The following is a 19,456-nucleotide window of genomic DNA, read 5'->3' on the forward strand; positions in this document are numbered from 1 at the left end:
CATGGTTCTAAATATTGCAATCGTGGTGGTTGCGCTGACTGTCATTCCCTCTGCCTACCGTATGTTGATTGGTCCCACTCGCGCAGACCGTGTTTCCGCTGCCGATGCTCTGCTCTTCGTGCTAGTGGCCCTAATCGCATTGATTGGCATGAAGAAGGGCTCTGGTTTTACCTTCGACTTAGTCCTTGTCGCCTCGGTCATGGGCTTCTTAGGCGCGGTATCGCTCTCGCGTGCGCTGATGCGAGGTGAGCGCTAATGTCAGCCCTGTTGGTTATCTCAGATATCTTTCTGGTTCTCGGTGCCTTTAACTTTGCTGTCTGTGCAGCAGGCATGTTGAGCTTCCGTGATGTTTACGCACGTATTTCCGTGTTGTCGACAGCCTCTGGATTCGGTGTGACATTCTTGCTCATTGGTGCTTTCTTAAGGGAGCCAATCTGGTGGAATGTGCTCATAGGGCTGGCGGCTATTATCTTGTTATTGGGCACTTCTGCGATTGGTTCGATTTTGATTTCGCGTGCTGCATTGCTGCGCCGGGTAGAAATCGTAGACTGCCATTTCCAGGAAGCAGATCCTTATTTCAAGGACCCTGAAGGATTAGCGCGTGAGCTCTTTATGCGCGAAGATACGCAAGACAGATTGTCCTAAGTCGCTCAAACAACACGCTTTCTAACCCAGCTGGTGCCTTCGGGCGCCGGCTTTTTTATGTCGTATAGGTCACAAAATATTCTTTAATCTATAGGGCTATAGGTATTCTGAAAAATGTACCTATCGAGCTATAGAAAGTGGGAAGAACGTGGATAGCGTTATAGCAGCATCCGGCGATGCTTCGTGGATACTTATGTCGGCATCGTTGGTATTTTTGATGACTCCTGCGCTGGCATTGTTTTACGGCGGCATTTCTTCGCGGCGCAGCGTCATGAACATCATGATGATGAGCTTTGGAGCCTTAGGTGTTGTCTCAGTGGTTTATATCCTGTGGGGCTGGTCCATGTCTTATGGCACCCAGTCTTGGGGCGGGGTAGTAGCTAACCCTGTGGAGATGTTCGGCTTGAAGGATCAGATCATAGATTCATCTGGCGAGTTTGTAGAAGGGGCAAATGGCTACGCCAATGTCATCGACATCGGCTTTCAGCTCACGTTTGCAGTCATCTCCACTGCGCTGATTTCCGGTGCGCTGGCAGAGCGCGTGAAATTTTCTACGTGGCTAGTATTTTCCGGCGCCTGGGCAACCCTGGTGTACTTCCCGCTTGCGCACATGGTCTGGGGCGGCGGGTTGCTCTCCCACACGCAAAATTCCCTGTCCGCGTGGCTTTTTGGCACCGAAGGCGGGGAAGCGATAGTAGCGCCGATTGATTTCGCAGGCGGTACGGTCGTGCATATTTCCGCTGGTACTGCAGCACTCGTGCTTGCTTTGGTCGTCGGCAAGCGCGCGGGCTTTCCTAAGCACCTGTCGCGTCCTCATAACCTGCCGTTTACCATGTTGGGCGCAGCCCTGCTGTGGTTCGGGTGGTGCGGATTCAACGGCGGTTCCGCATTTGCTGCCGATGGACTTGCAGGGCTGGCATGGCTGAATACCGCTGCAGCGGCAGCAGCCGCCATGCTGGGCTGGATGCTCATTGAAACCCTGCGCGATAAAGCAGCCACATCTTTGGGCGCAGCTTCCGGTGTTGTGGCAGGTCTAGTTACCATCACCCCAGCTGCGGGCGCTCTAACCCCGATGACCTCGCTCATCTTAGGGTTTATCGGCGGAATCTTAGGTTGTTTAGGTGTGGGGCTGAAATTCAAGTTCGGCTTTGATGACTCCCTCGATGTCGTCGGCGTTCACCTGGTTGCTGGCCTATGGGGAACCATTGGCGTGGCCTTGTTCGCACGTGAAGGCGGCATGCTTAGCGATGACTACGCATATGGCTTTAAACTGCTCATCATTCAAACACTGATTGCGGTTGTAGCGATGCTCTTTTCCGCAATTGTCACCTACGTTATCGCAGTCGTACTGGGCAAAACCCTTGGTTGGCGCATCGACAAGGAAGCAGAAGCTAACGGCATCGATCTTGACCAACACCGCGAAACGGCCTACGACGTTGTCGGAACAAACAATTTTGCACACGCGGGCGGTAGTATGGATAAAAACGCACCTGTTATTCCATCCCGCACAGATATAAAGGAGTAAACCACCATGAAACTGATTACTGCAGTTCTCAAACCCTTCACTTTGCCGGATGTGCGTGCAGCTTTAGAACACGTAAACGTCCACGGACTGACGGTGACTGAGGCGCAAGGATATGGCCAACAGCGTGGACACAATGAGGTCTACCGCGGTGCAGAATACGCCACTGATTTCGTTCCTAAGATCAAGCTGGAAATTCTCGTGGCTGATGACCGCGTGGATGAGGTTGCAAATGCCATCGTCGAAGCGGCTTATACCGGCAAGATTGGTGACGGCAAGCTATGGGTAACTCCTGTTGAAGACGTCATCCGCGTGCGCACCGGTGAGCGCGGCGAAGAAGCTGTCTAGTGTGATTCTAGAACCACACAAAATTCGCGCCGAGGCTTATTCCTCAGCGCGTGCTTTGATCGATGACCTAGTTATCCCGCCGAATGCTGCTTTGACTGCCACTGGCTCTTTAGCGCGGCAGGAGATGACATCATATTCCGATCTGGACATGGTGCTCATTCATGCCCCCGGTCAACAGCTGGAGGAAGAGGAAGTCGCTGCACTGTGGTATCCCATTTGGGATGCGAAGTATCACCTTGATTATGCGGTGCGCACCCCTGATGAGTGTGCCGCCGTTGCGGAAACCGACGTTGCCGCTGCGCTGAGCCAGCTAGATCTGACCTTTTTGGCCGGTGATAAGCAGCTTGTCGATGAATCCCGCGCGAAGCTCTACGCCACCTGGCGGGTGTCTTTGCAAAAGAACTTCGATAGGTTCATTGATTCCTCGATTGATCGCTGGCGCAGGGCAGGGCCGATTGCCTCGATGACGCGCCCGGAGATCAAAAATGGGCGCGGAGGATTGCGCGACCTGCAGCTCTTGCGCGCGCTTGCCTTGGGAAATCTTTGCGATGTACCTGAGCTGGGCGCGGAACGTGACCTGTTATTGGATGTGCGCGTCTTATTGCACGAGCATTCTCGTCGGCATCGCGACGTGTTGGAACCAGAATTCGCCGCCGAAATCGCAGAAGATTTAGGTTTTAAAGACCGTTATGAGCTTTCTGCTGCCTTGGCGAAGACATCAACGACGATTAGCAATGCAGTCGAACGTGGCCTTTCCACAGCCCGCGGCTTGGTCTCGCGGCGCAGTGTGCACCGCGTGCGCAAACCGCTCGATGTCGATGTGGTTGATGAAGGCGGCTATATAACCCTTGCTCGCAATGCGAATCTCAATGATCCAGGCTTGATTTTGCGCGTCGCTGCGGCGACTGCACGCACGGGTAACCCCGTAAAAAACGGCGTGTGGCAGCGTCTGCGGGACGTGCCGGACTTGCCTGCGCGGTGGCCACGAACCTCAGCTGATGACTTCTTTACGGTACTAACCAGCCCGCAGGTCATTATCGAGATGGATAAGTTTGGTCTGTGGGAGCGCTACGTGCCCGAATGGAACCGCATCCGCGGGGTCTTGCCGCGTGAGCGCAATCATTCCCACACTATTGACTTTCACTCGGTTGAAACGGTGGAGCGGTGCGCGCAGGTACGCACGACAGTCGGTCGGCCAGATCTATTACTGCTGGGAGCGTTATTTCACGATATCGGCAAAGGCTATGGCCGCCCGCACGAGCAGGTCGGTGCAGAGATGGTCACCCGCATGGCACAAAAGCTGGGATTGAATCTTCCGGATCGCATGCGTGTGCAAACTCTCGTCGCAGAGCACACGACTTTGTCGAAGCTGGCTGCGCGCATGGACCCAGAATCAGATGAAGCCCGCAACGCCGTCCTCGATGCGGTGCACTATGACCCCCTAACGCTTGCGCTGCTCACGGTCTTAACTGAGGCCGATTCGAAGGCAACGGGCCCGGGGGTATGGAATCATCGAAAAGCTGCTGCTGTGCATGAGCTTTCTCTACGCGGGTTAAGAATGTTGGATACTTTCGTTCCCGCACGCCCGCGCGTCTATGCCCCGGCCGATATCGGATTGCACACCAACTGGGAAGACAAACAGCTAACGATTTCCTGGCGTGGTTCTTATCAACGCGAGGTTGTACGTCCCCTGGCTGTGGTTGCCGCGCTGGGGTGGGTAGTAACCCAAGCGGCTATGGTGCGCGAGGAAGACGGCTCCTATGCGGCCGAATTTACCGTTCGTGCCCTCCACGAAAGACTCGAGCGAGCCGCTGATGAGGCACGATTTGTACAGGCCTATAAATCTGGGGTCTATTCCACGCTGCCGGAGATTGAGAAGCATCCATCCACGGCCAACTGGCAAGTCGGTGGGGTATTTGAAGTCCGCACTGTGGATCAACGTGCGGTTTTAGGCCATGTGATTGGCAAATTGCCTAATGTAAAATGGTTGACGATGACCTCTCCCGGAGCCACCATGGTGGTGCAAGCAGCGATGTCTGAAACTGTTTCTCGCGCCGCGGTGGTCAGGAATGTGACCGAAGCGCTATCAGGCGGCTAAGCTAGGGTAGTTAAAAAGTTCCCGAACGAAAAGATGTGCTTAAGTGTTCGAGTCACTATCAGATCGCTTACAAACGACGCTGAAGAATCTGCGCGGTAAAGGCAAACTGACCGAAGCAGACATCAACGCCACCGCGCGCGAGATTCGTCTCGCGTTGCTGGAAGCCGACGTGTCTTTGACGGTCGTGCGCGGGTTCATCAAGCGTATTAAAGAACGTGCTGTTGGCGCAGAAGTTTCTGAGGCGCTGAACCCTGCTCAGCAAGTTATTAAAATTGTCAACGAAGAGCTGGTTTCAATCCTCGGTGGCGAAACCCGCCGTCTGCAATTTGCTAAGAACCCGCCGACGGTCATCATGCTTGCCGGCTTGCAGGGTGCGGGTAAAACCACTCTCGCCGGTAAATTAGCCAAGCACTTGGCAGGCCAGGGCCACACCCCGATGTTGGTGGCCTGTGACTTGCAGCGCCCAGGTGCAGTCCAGCAGCTTGAAATCGTTGGTGAGCGCGCAGGCGTTCCTACCTTCGCGCCTGATGCTGGCACCTCGGTTGATGCGCACGACCATGAGATGGGCACCTCGACCGGCGATCCAGTCCAGGTTGCACAAGCAGGTATCGAAGAAGCCAAGCGCGCGCAGCACGACGTGGTCATCATTGACACCGCTGGTCGCTTAGGCATTGATGAAACCCTGATGACGCAGGCGCGCAATATTCGCGATGCCGTCAATCCTGACGAAGTCCTCTTTGTCATTGACTCCATGATCGGTCAGGACGCGGTTTCTACCGCTGAGGCGTTCCGCGATGGCGTGGACTTTACCGGCGTGGTTCTAACCAAGCTTGATGGCGATGCCCGCGGTGGTGCCGCACTGTCGATTCGTGAAGTCACCGGCAAGCCAATCATGTTTGCCTCCACCGGTGAGAAGCTCGAAAACTTCGATGTTTTCCACCCTGAGCGCATGGCCAGCCGTATTCTCGGCATGGGTGACATGCTCAGCCTTATTGAGCAGGCTGAAGCCACCATGGACCACCAAAAGGCCGAGGATGCCGCGCGCAAGCTCGGTTCTGGTGAGCTCACTTTGAATGACTTCCTCGACCAGCTGCTGATGGTCCGCAAGATGGGCCCAATTGGCAACCTGCTCAAGATGATGCCAGGCGGCAAGCAGATGAGCGAGATGGCCGAGATGGTTGATGAGAAGCACATCGACCGCATCCAGGCGATCATCCGCGGTATGACACCAGAAGAGCGCGAAAACCCGAAGGTGCTGAACGCGTCGCGCCGCAAGCGTATCGCTTTAGGTTCTGGTGTTGAGGTCGCAGACGTTAACCAGCTCATCGAGCGCTTCAACGAAGCCAAGAAGATGATGACCAAGATGGCTGGCCAGTTCGGCATGGGTGGCGGTGCTCGCTCTGCGACGAAGAAGAAGCCAAAGGGCCGTAAGGGTAAAAACGGCAAGCGTAAAAAGCCTAAGGGCCCTAGCCGCGGCGGTGGAATGCCGGGCATGCCAGGTATGCCGGGTATGCCCGGTGGTGGCGGTATGCCTTCTATGGAAGAACTGCAGAAGCTGCAAGAGCAGATGGGTGGCGGCGCTGCTGGCGGCGGTTTCCCAGGAATGGGCAACAAGCTGCCCAAGGGCATGGAAAATATCGACTTGAACAATCTCAAGTTTGATAAGTAGCCAGGCCACTGCTTAAGCACACAGCTCGAGCCCCTGACAGAACATACCTGCCAGGGGCTCGAGCTTTTTCGTCTCTATTAAAAGGGGATCGCCAATTTCCCCAACCAGGCCCGGTTTCTAGTTGGGTTCTCTCATTTGCTGGCGATTGCGTTGCCGTGGCGTCTTAGATGAGGTCCATTGCCCCCATGCTGCTCAGGTCGTGCGTGTTGCCCACCAGTTTGCCGCCTGGGGTGTGCAGGCGGACTTTGCCGCGGTGGCGGCGCATCCTGCCGCGACTTGGGCCTTTTCGCTTCTTGCGCGGGCCGTCATCATCATTGACGCCGTTGTGGTGCTTACACAGCATCGTCAGGTTCGAGGGCTTTGTATGACCGCCATTCTTATGCGCATCAATGTGGTGGACCTGGCACCTATCGGCAGGCACGTTGCAGTCTGGCCACGGACAGACGAGATTCTCCGCCATGGCTAAAGTCCGCAGCTTGTCTGACGCGAAGCGGGTCTCGTAGAGATTCACTGGTCCGGCGGTGGGATGGAAGAGCCCGACATAAAGCTTGTCACCCAAGCTGCCTTCCATTGCGGCGTTGATGAATTCGGCGCCGGTCATGGTCGTTCCATCAGATAGTCCGATGATGACTTCGTCGCCCTTGCCACAGGAGACTTTAGCGAAATCGTTAAGCCCGATAGCGATGACGGTGCGGTATTCCGGCTTGATAAGCCCGGTGCCGCCTCCTTCGACTAAATCCCAGAATGGCTCCAGAAGTGCTTCTGAGCGTGGCTGGTCATCATCCTTGATGGCAGTATCGAGGGTCTTTTCTAAGTCGGTGATTTTCCGTTGGGTATCGGTGATACTGATAGTCCGTAGGCCATCGGTGACGCGGCCGACGCGTACGCCGCGTTGTTTGGGTTTGTCGCCGCCTTCTTCGGTGACGCGCTTTTTGGCGTAGGCTTCGACTTCTTCTAAAGAGCCTTCAAGGGCCATGAGTTCTGCGCGTAGTTTCCAGGCCGCGCCGCGAGCTTTTAACTTTCTGGCGTGTTTGTTGACCATTAGTAAGTGATTGGCGCTGAGCTGTCGCTCTTCGGCGAGGGCGATAGCGTCGTGCTGGACACGCGGGGAGTCGCAAGGACTAAAAAGTTCGGTGGCGAGGCGGGCGTAATTTTTGGCGAGGGAAACTTCTATGCCTTCGTCGGATAAGTCGTGGGGTGAAAGCTCATCGAAAAGCCGCAAAAAGCCTATTCCGTGGCTGGTGAGAAGCTTGAATGCTTGCCATATATCGTTCATGACTTCGACACTAAAATGGAAAGCAAGTGTGCGCTAGTTCAAAACAAAAAACCTGTGGATAACTAACATGACGCGTCACACAAACGGTCAAGTTATCCACAGGGGTCCGATCTGGGGCTCTTCGTGCCTCAGACCGAATTACAGCGCGGCATCAGGAAGTGTTTCACCTAAGCCGGGCTCATAGGGGACAGCACCTTCAGGTAATTCTTCTACAGGGGCTTCTTCTACGGGTGCTTGTTCGATGGGAGCTTCCACAGGAGGAACCTCTGCAGGCGGTGCGTCTTGGTAGACCGGTGGTTGTTCTTCGCCGGGTAGTTGTTCGACGGGATCCGGCTGACCGGGGTATTCATTTCCAGGCAAGGTTTCATCTTCGGGTGCTACCGGAGCGCGGGTAAAGCTTGGCTCGCGAGGCTCCGGGATGGGCTGGCCGGCCATGATGGCTGAGATGTAGTCCTCAAAGAGAGGCATCGCCGAATCAGCAAATGCATTCGTGATGTGGTGCATGTCGCGATAGACCACGGTGTTACCGATAACGGTGGGGCACCATTCAGCATCGCAGAACCAATCCGAGGTATCTACCGCAACCATGTTCTGGAAATTCGCCAAGATAGGCGCTGACGGATCCTCAGGGGTGTATACGCGCTCGCGCGCCATGCCACAGCCGATTGGGTCTTCGGTGGCCACGTAGCACTCATCAAACTCACGTGCCATCAGGTTTTCATCAAAGCCCCATGGGTTATCGCGTAGGCCCAAGAAGGGGATATTCGCTTTCTGCAGCTCTTCCCAAAAGCCCACGTAGCCTGCCGGCACCATATCTGGGCCGTGGCCATGCTCGCCTTGAGGTCTAGTGGTATTAGATATAACGAGGTCAGGTTGTGCTTCTCGAATCCTCTCCATAGCTAGGGCGCCCCACTCGGCACAGGCTGGAGTAACACCCGAGGTGTCTCCGATTTCGATCGGGCAATCTTGGCGCAGCAGTGGAACTAGCTTGTAGCCCATACGCTTGCCCAGCTTGTCGAGCCCTGACACCCACTGCTCAGCGTGGGAGCCACCGACTAAATAAACGGTGAAATCAGCATCCGGGTCACCGAAAATACATGGATCACCGTTGACGTCGACATCGAAGAAGGCATCGCCCGGCGCATCCTGACCAATAAAGCAGTGCAAGGTGGAAGTTGGTGGCATAATTCCGCCCACTAGCATCGGATCGGGTTGTACAGAATCAACCTTCGGCACATCGGCTCCGAAATGCGCCATGACACCAGGGTAGGAGACTGGATCCAAGGTATCGTCTTTGAGATTCGAAACAGTGCGGTTCCACACTGGCTGGACCATAAGTAGAGCCACCATGCAGACAGCTACGACGCCACCGCCAAGAACTCGCATTTTGCCAGCGCGGTGCTTCATCGTCGCCAAAGCGCGGTTGACTGGCATGTCATCTGCCAAAGGACGCTTTCCGTGCTGGCGCAGTGGGCGCTCAACAAACCGGTGGGTGAGATCAGCCAGCACCAGCGAGAACGCGATGATGCTGATGCCCAGCCACCATGGAGGGGTCGCAAGGTTCAGGGCTGCAGTCGACAAAATTAGCAATGGCCAGTGCCACAGGTAGAGCGCATAGGCGATATCGCCAAGCCAGCGGGAAAACTTCGAGGCCATAAGCCCAGAGATGCGGCCGCCGGAGCCGCCGCCGACGATGATAAGTACCGCGCCACCGAGCGGCAGCAGCGACAGTGGACCTGGGTACGCAGTGGAATCAGCAATGAGAGCGCCGGTGAAAAACAGGGCAATAAGACCAACGACGGTCATGATATTGCCGAGGAATTCAGAGACCTTGATCTTGGAGCCATAAATAGCCAAGACCGCGCCCAGGGTCAGCTCCCATGCACGTGACCAGGTGGAGTAGTAGTTTTCACCGGTGCCATAAAGCCCATGGCGAGAAGCATAGGCAAAAGACACAATCGTGATGATGATAAGGATTGGTCCAGCGATCTGCTGCACGGTGGGAAAGCGCGATTCGCGCAGACCACCTTTATTCGGGATACGCGTAATTACTGCTAGAGCTAGGGCGAAGATGATGCCCATGAGGTAGAACTGCCCCTGCACAGCCATTGACCACATGTGTTGCAGTGGGGAAGTGTCCGCAGAAGCTGCAGCATAATCAGCGTCTTGCGCTGCCAATTCCCAGTTCTGGAAGTAAAGCAGCGTAGCGGTGATCTGCTGTGCAAACTCCGTGCGCATCAACTGCGGGGTTACAAAGTACACCAAAAGGGCTGTGGCGCCAATGACCAGCACCAAGCTCGGCAGGAGTCGTCGCAAGGTACGCCAAATTGGCCACCATGGGTTCAAGGAAGCATTAGGCTTAGCTGCATACCGCAGCTGCGAGCCTAAGAAGAAGTAACCCGATAGAAGCAGGAAGACGTCCACGCCGCCAGATACTCGGCCGACGAAGACGTGATAAAAGACCACTAGGGCAATCGCAATTCCGCGAAGTCCGTCTAGGTCATAGCGATAACGGAAGTTTCGAACTGCGTCAGTGCTCATCTAAAATCTTATGGTCCGAATCTATATACTTGGGCACACTAATAGTTAGGTGTGCAATAAGTGGCAGGAATTCCGAAACTAGATTACTCGGTCTTTAGCACCAACTCCTATTCGTCCACGCCAATTTTGGGAATTAGCGAAAATCCCTGTAATATAACGCGAGTTGTGTGAAACTGCACGACTGCGTAATGCCGCCACCGACCATGGTCGACCGGCAGTCACACGCAGAAAAATCTCCAAGGGTTGAACCGGCTTGGTAAAAGCCAAGCGCCAGTACTGCCCAGTGACTTAAATAAGTAAGGAGCCAATCATGGCTGCAAAGATCAAGCTTCAGCGTATCGGTAAGGTACGCAACGCACAGTACCGCATCATCGTTGCTGACGCTCGTACCCGTCGTTCCGGCCGCGCAATCGAAAACCTGGGCATCTACCAGCCAAAGGAAGAGCCATCTGTAATCCAGATCGACTCCGAGCGTGCACAGTACTGGATTGGCGTTGGCGCACAGCCAACCGAGCCAGTTCTCGCGCTGCTGAAGATCACCGGTGACTGGCAGAAGGCCAAGGGCCTGCCAGGTGCTGAAGGCACCCTGAAGGTTGCAGAAGAGAAGCCATCCAAGCTGGAGCTCTTCAACGCTGCTTTGGCTGAGGCTAACAACGGCCCATCCGTTGAGGCTGTTTCTGCAAAGCGTGCAAAGGCAAAGGAAGAGAAGGAAGCTAAGGCTGCTGCTGAACTGGCTGCAGAGGAAGCTGCTAAGGCTGCAGAAGAAGAATCTGCAGAGTAATCTTTCCTAGCTGACATGAGCGCCGTTTCCCAATTGGGAAGCGGCGCTTTTGCTCTATTATGCTAATGAACATGGAATTATTGATTGGCCGCGTCATCAAGTCGCACGGTATCAAAGGCGAAGTGTCCGTCGAGGTGACCTCGGACAGCCCAGAGGAGCGCTTCTACCCAGGTGCGGTACTCAACGGCAAGCAAGGCACTAAAGCGCACGAACTAACTATTTCTACCGTGCGCGTACATAAAGGACGCCTGCTGATTACTTTTGAAGAAATCGCAGATCGCACAGCTGCGGATTCCCTGCGCGGAGTGAAATTCTTCGCGCAGCCTCTAGAAGACGAGGATGACGACGGCTTTTATGACCACGAGCTAGAGGGACTTAAACTTGTCCTCGACAGCGAAGTCATTGGTGAAGTCACCGGTATTACCCATGGTCCGGTGCAATCGCTTTTGGAAGCGAAGCTGGACAACGGTAAAGAAGCACTCATCCCATTCGTCGAGGAGATCGTTCCAGAAGTCGATCTGGAAGAAGGCACATGCACGATTACGCCACCGGAAGGGCTTTTAGACCTGTGAGGATTGACGTTGTCACGATTTTCCCTGAGTATTTAGATCCCCTCCGCCATGCGCTTTTAGGAAAAGCTATTGAGCAGGGACGTCTTAGCGTTGGTGTGCATGACCTGCGTTCGTGGGCAACCGGTACACATAAAACTGTCGATAGTGCACCAGCAGGCGGCGGACCAGGGATGGTCATGAAGCCAGAAGTCTGGGGGCCAGCGCTTGACGATGTCGCCGCGGGGACCACCGGTGGCACCGAGCTAGATTCGGCGATGCCACACTTGGACCGCCTGCGTCACGATGAGTTAGAGGGAATCGAAGGCCATTCCTATGCGAACTCCGGCGAGGACTCGAGCCTGCCATTGCTTCTGGTGCCCACGCCGACTGGGAAGCCTTTCACGCAGGACGACGCCCGCGCGTGGTCGCACGAAGAACACATCGTCTTTGCGTGCGGGCGTTACGAAGGCATCGACCAGCGAGTAATTGATGATGCGCATAACCGCTACCGCGTGCGCGAGGTATCCATCGGTGATTATGTGCTCATTGGTGGGGAAGTAGCCGTGCTGGTTATCGCCGAGGCCGTCGTGCGCCTCATCCCCGGTGTGCTGGGCAATAAACGCTCCCATGAAGAAGACTCATTTTCTGATGGCCTGTTGGAAGGTCCGAGCTACACCAAACCACGCGTGTGGCGTGATTTAGAGATTCCTGAAGTCTTAACCTCCGGAAACCACGGGCTTGTAGACAAGTGGCGCCGCGAACAATCCCTGAAGCGCACTTTTGAACGCCGGCCGGAGTTGCTTGCTGGCGCGGAACTGGATAAGCACGACATAAAATATCTGGAGGGACTCGGATGGACATCAGCGTAGACCTTTCGGTGCTGCTTTATCCCTCACAGTGGGAGGCAATCTTAAACGAATTGCCTCCTAAGGCTGCGGACGCCGGGGTAGAGATCGACAACATTGCCGTTGAGCAACTCTATAGTGCGTGCGAGAAAGAAAATGTGCTTGTCGATGACTACTGGCTGCGCCATGGCCAAGCACCCACCGGCGCCGAGGTTTACCGCATCATTGTCAACGGCGCATCTACCTTGCCGCTCAATAAATGCGCGGCGGCAGTTGCGGAGGCCTTCCCCGCAGATACCATTTGGTACGGCACCGCGGAGATCGGTCATACCGAGTTTGGGCTCGGCACGACCTTGGCGTGGACTAAGTCCCCTTAACGTTAAGCACCTGCCGCAGCTCGTGCTCTACCTCCACGAGCTTCGCCGCATCTTCCATGACCTGGTCAATGTCCTTGTAGGCATCGGGAATTTCATCAATCCATTCCTTGCCAGGGCGGTAGACGATGCCTTTCATCCGCGAATCCAGGTCCTCGGCAGTAAAGCGCTTGCGTGCTTCGGTCCTTGAGTAGCGTCGACCAGCGCCGTGCGGTGCCGAGCGCAGAGCCGGGGCAAAACCCTTGCCTTCAACCACATAGGAACGCGTGCCCATGGAACCCGGTATCAAGGCTTTCACGCCGACATCGGCAAGCACTGCTCCCTTGCGTGTTAACCACACATCTTTGCTAAAGTGCTCTTCCTTGACCGTGTAGTTGTGGTGGCAGTTAATGCGTTCTTCCTCCGCCACCTCGGTGCCGATGAAATCGCCCAAGCACTGCGCGAACCTATCCATCATCTCTTCGCGGTTGAGGTAGGCAAAGTGCTGTGCCCAGTGCAGTTCGGTGATATAAGAGTCAAACTCCGCCGTGCCTTCGGTCAAGTAGGCAAGATCCCTATCAGGCAGACGTACCCAGTGCTTATCGCACTGCGTCTGCGCTGCGGCGATGTGCTTCTGCGCAATCTTATTGCCCACGCCACGTGAACCGGAGTGCAAGAACATCCAGACACGGTCTTTCTCATCCAAGCACAATTCAATGAAGTGGTTGCCGCCACCGAGTGAACCAAGCTGCTGACGCCACTTCGGCGAGTGCGAAAGGTCAACGCCATCGCGCTCGGCCATCTGCGCAAGCTCGCGTGCGCGGCGATCCGCAGATCCCTCTAGGTGCCACTCGTTGTAGTTACCAGGCGATAGCGGAATGGCTGCCTCAATGGCATCGCGCAGCGGAACTAAATCTTCCGGCAGGTCGCTGGCGTGAAACTGTGTGCGCACGCCAATCATGCCGCAACCGATATCCACACCGACGGCAGCTGGGATCACCGCGCCGATGGTTCCGAAGACCGTGCCGACAGATGAACCCATACCAACGTGCGCATCCGGCATTAGCGCCACATGCGGGTGGATAAAAGGCATGCCAGCGAGTTGCTTGGCCTGGGTCATCACAGCTGGTTCAAGTACGGAAGCAAAAGCTTCAACGTGGACTTTCTCATTGAACTTGCGTGGTGCGGCCTTCTTCGGGCCGCGAGAACGAGACATGTGTCTTTCTCCTTATGTCGTGGGTACAAAACAAAAAACCGGCGTCAGCAGATGCTGCGCCGGAAAACCGTATTTTTGAAAAACTCAGACCATTTAAGTCTCAGATTTTCTGCGCGCATGCAAAAAGAAGGATAGTTGCAGCTTGTACAGATGCATTGCTGTCTCCTTTAGTCATGAACACGCGAACCCTAAACCTATCCCGCAGCGAGGGTTTTGGCAATAGCTAGGGTGAAAATCGATGGCTGCTAGACTCATTCGAATGATTGCAGCGACTATCGCACAAGAAATTGGGGTTCGCCCCGACCAAGTTGAAACCGCGCTCAAGCTTCTTGCGGAAGGCAATACGGTGCCGTTTATCGCCCGATACCGTAAGGAAGTCACTGGCGGTTTGGATGATACGCAGTTGCGCACGATTGAAACCCGCGCGACGTATCTTCGAGAACTCGAAGAGCGCAAGCAAGCAATTCTGGAAGCCATCGAAGAGCAAGGCAAGCTTAACGATGATTTACGCCGCGAAATCCTCGAATGCGACACCAAGGCGAGACTCGAGGATTTGTACTTGCCGTACAAAAAGCGCCGCAAAACCAAAGCGGATATTGCGCGTGAGGCAGGCTTGGAACCACTGTTGGAAGAACTCATTTCTCAACCAGCCGCTGACCCGCAGGAGCTAGCAAGCAAGTATCTGCGTGAAGGCTTCGAGGATGAGAAGAAGGCACTCGATGGTGCCCGCGCGATCATCATTGACCGCTGCGCACTTGACGCGGATCTGGTGGGACAAGTCCGCGAAGAGATGTTTAGCAGCGGAACGATGGAAGCATCCGTTGTGGCAGGGAAAGAAACCGAAGGTGCGAAATTCAAAGACTACTTTGAGTTCGCCGAGCCGTTTTCCTCCTTGCCATCGCATCGGATCCTCGCGCTGTTGCGCGGTGAGTCTGAGGGCATCTTGCAGCTGAATCTCAATGCCGGCGACGATGATATTTACGAGAATATGATTGCCACCCGGTTTGAGCTAGACCGCAGCTCACAGTGGCTGTCACAGGCTGTGCGTTGGAGCTGGCGCACCAAGCTGTACATCTCAGCTGGGTTGGATGTGCGTATGCGCCTGAAGGAAGTCGCTGAGGAAGGTGCACTGCAGGTTTTTGCTACCAATTTGCGCGACGTTTTGCTGGCCGCACCGGCTGGTCAGCGCGCGACTTTGGGCTTAGACCCGGGATACCGCAATGGCGTGAAGTGCGCCGTTGTGGATCCAACGGGCAAGGTGCTTGATACCGCTATTGTTTACCCGCACCAGCCGCAGAACCAATGGTCTCAAGCAGTGCAAACGCTGTCTTCGTTGTGCGCGTCGCACGGGGTTGACCTTCTGGCGGTGGGCAACGGTACCGCATCGCGTGAATCAGAAAAGCTGGCTGGGGAAGTAGCGGAGCTTATTGCCAAAGCAGGCGGGAAGCGCCCAACCCCGGTCGTGGTGTCTGAATCCGGCGCTTCGGTGTACTCGGCTTCGCAGATTGCTGCCGATGAATTCCCGAACATGGATGTTTCTTTGCGCGGTGCCGTATCGATTGCGCGACGCCTACAGGATCCTTTGGCAGAGCTGGTCAAACTTGATCCGAAAGCCATTGGTGTGGGGCAGTATCAACACGATGTCAACCAAACGGCTCTCGCGCGCACTCTCGATGGTGTTGTCGAAGACGCCGTTAACGGTGTCGGCGTAGACCTCAATACTGCATCGGCGCCGCTGCTTGAGCGCGTTGCCGGAGTAAACCCCACCTTGGCGGATAATATCGTTGCCTACCGCAATGAGAACGGAAAATTTACTACGCGTAAGGAACTCAAAAAGGTTCCACGCCTAGGGCCTAAAGCCTATGAGCAATCCGCGGGCTTTTTGCGCATCACAGGTGGTGCCGATCCTTTGGACAGCTCCGCTGTGCACCCAGAGGCCTACCCGGTGGTACAAAAGATCGCCAAGTCAACAGGCCTTAGCGTCGATGAACTCATTGGCAACACGCGGGTGCTCAACACGCTGCAACCAGCTGACTTTGCTGATGACACCTTCGGTATCCCGACGGTCACCGATATCATCGCCGAATTAGACAAGCCAGGACGCGATCCCCGCCCAGAATTTAAGACGGCAACCTTTAAAGAAGGCGTGGAGAAAATCTCCGACTTGGTTCCAGGAATGATCCTGGAGGGCACAGTCACCAACGTGGCTGCATTTGGCGCTTTCATCGACGTGGGTGTGCACCAAGACGGGATGGTGCATATTTCTGCGATGAGCAACAAGTATGTTTCCGACCCGCACGAAGTGGTCCGCTCGGGCGAAGTAGTCAAGGTGAAAGTTTTGGAGGTCGATGTCGCACGTAAGCGCATTTCTCTTACGCTGCGCCTCGATGAGGATACCAACGCGCCGAAGAAACAAAGCCCGAAGAACTCTGTGAAGCAGCCGAGGCAGCCGAAGCAACCTGCGAAGAAAAAGCCCGCACCACGTGGCTCGATGGCGGATGCTTTAAAGAACGCGGGCTTTTAAAGAGATTTGTAATATACCCGCTGGATGTGCGAGAATTACAAGCTGTTCTATGTAGATGGATATGAACCGGTTAGTTCTACGCTAGGGTCCTCTATCCCAAATTGAAAAGGATTGCCATGAGCAACATTCTTGATAAGGTCAACGCAGCATCGCTGCGCGACGATATCCCAGCCTTCCGCCCAGGTGACACCTTGGACGTTGAAGTAAAGGTTATCGAAGGTAACAACCAGCGTACCCAGCTCTTCAAGGGCGTCTGCATCCGTCGTCAGGGTGCTGGTGTCAGCGAGACTTTCACCGTCCGCAAGGTTTCCTTCGGCATCGGTGTAGAGCGTACTTTCCCAGTACACTCTCCAAACCTGGAGTCCATCACCATCTCCCGTCGTGGCCGCGTCCGCCGCGCGAAGCTGTACTACCTGCGCGATCTGCGCGGTAAGAAGGCTCGCATCAAGGAGCGCCGCTAATAAACGGCTAAGGTCCCTGCTTTTGAAGCAGGGACCTTTTTTAATGCTCAATTAAATTTCTCGAGCACAGCTTTCAGCGTCGCGGGATCGATATCGGCGTCCTGGAGTTCCTGATTGAGCAGTTCTTCGACGCGGCCAAGCTCGCGAGAGATCTTTGTGTACAAAGAATCACCAAGCGTTGAGATGTGGACAAAGACCTGACGTCTATCTGCCTGCCCGACTTTGCGAAAGACCAGCGCGCGCTCGACCATGCGGTCCACCGCGCGGGTGATAGAAGATGCAGCTCCTACGTAGCGCTGCTGCAACTGCGACATAGTCAACCCATCCGATGAAGAAAGCGCATCCAAGATGAGCCACTCGTCGACGCTGAGATCATGCCTTTCGCCGGCAGCTGCGATTTCTTTGACACAAGATTTCGCAGCGAGCAGCAAAGGAATTAATACGGGGGTCGAATCTATCTTCGTTGGTTGAGATTTCTGCATGTCAAGCTCGTTTCCGCTGCGCGGTCCCGGCGGACTCTTTGGTCCGTCATGCATGGCCGTGAGTGAACTAGCCAAAGAAGAACTCAATGCCAGTGCCGGAATTGGCGGCAGACCCGTGGAATTTGTCTACGTGGATGGGGGAGCACCCGTAGATGAAGTGGTTGCAGAGGTTCTCCAGCTGGCACAAGCACGAGAAATCGATGCCATTACGGGCTGGCATATTTCCAGCATCAGGAAGAAATTAGAACCGCTGCTTAATGGGAAAATTCCCTTGAAAGTGACATGTGAAGGTCTCCATTCGTGAATGAATTTCCATATGGAAAAGCTCCATTTGGATGCAATTCCCAAACTATGTGTACCTCAACACGTTAGCAACCGTTTTAGAGGTAAAGCACGTTTAGGCGAGTAATTGTCGCGACGCTAGCTCCTGATAAAGCTTGGATGATTCCAACAGTTCTTCGTGGGTGCCACGGTCTTGGATCTGGTGCTCGTCGATGACCAAGATCTGATCGGCATCAGTAACCGTTGAAAGTCGGTGGGCAACGATGATTACAGTTTTATCCTCTCCGGCGGCGGCAATGGCGTCGAGGATGAGTTGCTCATTTTGGGAGTCCACGGCGGATGTCGGTTCATCGAGAACCAAGATGGGAGAGTCCATCAGTAGCATGCGTGCAAGCGCAAGCCTCTGGCGTTGACCGCCGGATAGCGATACGCCCCGATCTCCGAGTGTCGTATCTAGTCCCTCGGCATCGGCGAAGCGGTCGCGAAGGTTGACCTGGTCTAAGGCTTCCCAGCATTGCTCATCGGTGGCGGAAGAATTTGCCAACTGCAAGTTTTCGCGCACCGTCCCAGCGAGGATTGCCGCTTCTTGTTCGACGTATCCGACCATGGAGCGTACCGATTCGCGAGACAGCGTCGACATATCTTGATTGCCTAGGTAAATTGTGCCGGAGGTTGGGTCATAAAAGCGTTCCATCAATGCAAGTGCTGTAGATTTACCGCCTCCTGATGGTCCCACGAGCGCGGTTTTGGTGCCGGGCGCGACGGTGAAGGAGACATCGTTCAGCACTGGCTTTTTCTCGTCATAAGAAAATGACACTGAGTCGAAAGTAATGGCAGAAGACTTGACTGCGTCTGTGCCCGTGGCATCTTCGAGGGGCTCGTCCATGACAGCATTGATGCGATCAATCGCGCCCATGGCCTGGCGCACGGTAGTAATGGCGCTAAAGATGGTGCCTAGCGGCATGGACGCCATGAACATATACAGCACGAAGGAAACAAGATCAGCGACGGAGATATCCCCGGTGGCAACTCGCGCGCCGCCGATACCTAAGACGATGAGGAAGGAACCTTGCAGCGCGAGCCCGGATACGGGGTTGAGCAAAGCTCCAATCTTGGCCATTTTTACGCCTTCGCGATAAGCCCTATCGGCTGATGCGTGGAGTTCTTTCTCAACGCGACCTTCTGCCCGTGAAGCACGCACGGTACGCACGGCGACCAAGGACTTATCCATGCCGGCACCGAGCTCACCCACGGCCTCTTGGGCACGCTTGGTGTATTTCTGCATCAAGCGGGAGGCAAAAATCACTGCGATGAGTGTGAGCGCAATAACGGCGAGAACAACGAGCAACATCATCACGTCGATGATTGCCATCAGTGCGATGGAGCCAACGATTGTCAGCACAGAAGAGACAGCTTGCACCAAACCGCCAGTAAAGGCGGTGCGCACCAACGTTGTATCGGAGCCGACCCGGGTGACGAGGTCGCCGGTGCGGTGTTTGTCATAGGACATAATCGGCAAGCGGAGTAAATGCGAAACCAGCTCACGCCGGGTGGCAAAGACCGCTGCTTCTGCAGTGCGGGTAAGTAAGAACCACTCCAGGCCGCTGGCAACCGATGACAACACCAAAAGCCCAATGAGCAAGGTGAGCAATGCGCCCATGGGTTGGCCGATGCTTTCAATGATTTGGTTAATCAACATCGGCTGAGCAAGGCCCATCAGTGAGCCTAAAATGGAAAAGACTATCGCGCCGGTAAGTGCTGCTTTGTGATGTCCGAGCATCGACAGCAGCGTGCGAAATGAGTGCGAAGGTTTATCTGACACAGTTTCGAAGTCTAATCGGTGGCCAATTCAATTGCTGCTA

At 55.0% G+C, this 19,456-nt stretch carries 18 protein-coding genes; 13 read left to right on the forward strand and 5 right to left on the reverse strand.

Annotated features, from left to right (window positions below):
• Position 1: 1 nt before the first annotated feature.
• From CSTAT_RS05170 to ffh, 6 genes are all read left to right on the forward strand, one after another.
• Positions 2 to 256, forward strand: a complete 255-nt coding sequence (locus CSTAT_RS05170; protein WP_066793276.1) for an MrpF/PhaF family protein — start codon at positions 2 to 4, stop codon at positions 254 to 256.
• Positions 256 to 645: a cation:proton antiporter gene (locus CSTAT_RS05175; protein WP_075722714.1), complete on the forward strand. Its 390-nt coding sequence runs from the start codon at positions 256 to 258 to the stop codon at positions 643 to 645. Before CSTAT_RS05170 ends, CSTAT_RS05175 begins: the two co-directional genes overlap by 1 nt.
• A 148-nt stretch (positions 646 to 793) precedes the next feature.
• Positions 794 to 2,170, forward strand: coding sequence for an ammonium transporter (locus CSTAT_RS05180; protein WP_075722715.1), 1,377 nt, complete (start codon positions 794 to 796; stop codon positions 2,168 to 2,170).
• Between the two features lie 6 nt (positions 2,171 to 2,176).
• Positions 2,177 to 2,515 (forward strand): P-II family nitrogen regulator, encoded by a 339-nt coding sequence (locus CSTAT_RS05185; RefSeq protein ID WP_066793282.1) that lies wholly within the window; start codon positions 2,177 to 2,179, stop codon positions 2,513 to 2,515.
• 1 nt (position 2,516) lies between these two features.
• Entirely contained in the window at positions 2,517 to 4,613 is a 2,097-nt protein-coding gene (locus CSTAT_RS05190) for a [protein-PII] uridylyltransferase (RefSeq protein ID WP_244892907.1), read from the forward strand.
• A 43-nt stretch (positions 4,614 to 4,656) separates the two neighbouring features.
• Entirely contained in the window at positions 4,657 to 6,282 is a 1,626-nt protein-coding gene (ffh, locus tag CSTAT_RS05195; RefSeq protein WP_075722716.1) for a signal recognition particle protein, read from the forward strand.
• 163 nt (positions 6,283 to 6,445) lie between these two features.
• Here ffh and CSTAT_RS05200 read toward each other — a convergent pair whose 3' ends face one another.
• Together CSTAT_RS05200 and CSTAT_RS05205 are read right to left on the reverse strand one after the other, a co-directional pair.
• The gene (locus tag CSTAT_RS05200; protein WP_075722717.1) at positions 6,446 to 7,558 is read right to left on the reverse strand and encodes an HNH endonuclease signature motif containing protein; all 1,113 of its coding nucleotides are present in this window, start codon (positions 7,556 to 7,558) and stop codon (positions 6,446 to 6,448) included.
• A 138-nt stretch (positions 7,559 to 7,696) separates the two neighbouring features.
• On the reverse strand, positions 7,697 to 10,099 hold the full coding sequence (locus CSTAT_RS05205; RefSeq protein WP_075722718.1) for an acyltransferase family protein: 2,403 nt from the start codon (positions 10,097 to 10,099) through the stop codon (positions 7,697 to 7,699).
• 310 nt (positions 10,100 to 10,409) lie between these two features.
• Here CSTAT_RS05205 and rpsP point away from each other — a divergent pair, with 310 nt between their 5' ends.
• The 4 genes from rpsP to CSTAT_RS05225 all read left to right on the forward strand — a co-directional run bounded on the left by rpsP (position 10,410) and on the right by CSTAT_RS05225 (position 12,653).
• Positions 10,410 to 10,880, forward strand: a complete 471-nt coding sequence (gene rpsP, locus CSTAT_RS05210; RefSeq protein ID WP_066793290.1) for a 30S ribosomal protein S16 — start codon at positions 10,410 to 10,412, stop codon at positions 10,878 to 10,880.
• Positions 10,881 to 10,951: 71 nt separating this feature from the next.
• Positions 10,952 to 11,452 (forward strand): ribosome maturation factor RimM, encoded by a 501-nt coding sequence (gene rimM / locus CSTAT_RS05215; RefSeq protein ID WP_075723808.1) that lies wholly within the window; start codon positions 10,952 to 10,954, stop codon positions 11,450 to 11,452.
• Positions 11,449 to 12,300 (forward strand): tRNA (guanosine(37)-N1)-methyltransferase TrmD, encoded by an 852-nt coding sequence (gene trmD, locus CSTAT_RS05220; protein WP_066840898.1) that lies wholly within the window; start codon positions 11,449 to 11,451, stop codon positions 12,298 to 12,300. The genes rimM and trmD overlap by 4 nt, the downstream gene beginning before the upstream one ends.
• Positions 12,285 to 12,653: a hypothetical protein gene (locus tag CSTAT_RS05225; protein ID WP_066793296.1), complete on the forward strand. Its 369-nt coding sequence runs from the start codon at positions 12,285 to 12,287 to the stop codon at positions 12,651 to 12,653. The genes trmD and CSTAT_RS05225 overlap by 16 nt, the downstream gene beginning before the upstream one ends.
• Here CSTAT_RS05225 and CSTAT_RS05230 read toward each other — a convergent pair.
• Positions 12,640 to 13,845: an RtcB family protein gene (locus CSTAT_RS05230; protein WP_075722719.1), complete on the reverse strand. Its 1,206-nt coding sequence runs from the start codon at positions 13,843 to 13,845 to the stop codon at positions 12,640 to 12,642. The two genes, CSTAT_RS05225 and CSTAT_RS05230, sit on opposite strands and share 14 nt — an antisense overlap.
• 259 nt (positions 13,846 to 14,104) lie before the next feature.
• On the opposite strand from CSTAT_RS05230, the gene CSTAT_RS05235 reads away from it, so the two are divergent.
• Entirely contained in the window at positions 14,105 to 16,369 is a 2,265-nt protein-coding gene (locus tag CSTAT_RS05235) for a Tex family protein (RefSeq protein ID WP_075722720.1), read from the forward strand.
• Positions 16,370 to 16,485: 116 nt separating this feature from the next.
• A complete protein-coding gene (gene rplS, locus CSTAT_RS05240) occupies positions 16,486 to 16,830 on the forward strand; it encodes a 50S ribosomal protein L19 (protein WP_066793300.1) in 345 nt (114 codons plus the stop codon).
• A 47-nt stretch (positions 16,831 to 16,877) separates the two neighbouring features.
• On the opposite strand, the gene CSTAT_RS05245 is transcribed toward rplS, so the two are convergent.
• The gene (locus CSTAT_RS05245) at positions 16,878 to 17,312 is read right to left on the reverse strand and encodes a MarR family winged helix-turn-helix transcriptional regulator (RefSeq protein WP_075722721.1); all 435 of its coding nucleotides are present in this window, start codon (positions 17,310 to 17,312) and stop codon (positions 16,878 to 16,880) included.
• Between CSTAT_RS05245 and CSTAT_RS05250 the strand changes: the two genes are divergently transcribed.
• Complete coding sequence (locus CSTAT_RS05250; RefSeq protein ID WP_075722722.1) at positions 17,311 to 17,616, forward strand: ABC transporter substrate-binding protein; 306 nt, start codon at positions 17,311 to 17,313, stop codon at positions 17,614 to 17,616. The two genes, CSTAT_RS05245 and CSTAT_RS05250, sit on opposite strands and share 2 nt — an antisense overlap.
• Before the next feature lie 93 nt (positions 17,617 to 17,709).
• Here CSTAT_RS05250 and CSTAT_RS05255 read toward each other — a convergent pair whose 3' ends face one another.
• On the reverse strand, positions 17,710 to 19,416 hold the full coding sequence (locus CSTAT_RS05255) for an ABC transporter ATP-binding protein (RefSeq protein ID WP_244892908.1): 1,707 nt from the start codon (positions 19,414 to 19,416) through the stop codon (positions 17,710 to 17,712).
• Positions 19,417 to 19,456: the final 40 nt, after the last annotated feature.

Origin of the sequence: Corynebacterium stationis, from assembly GCF_001941345.1 — a bacterium.
GTDB lineage: Bacteria > Actinomycetota > Actinomycetes > Mycobacteriales > Mycobacteriaceae > Corynebacterium > Corynebacterium stationis.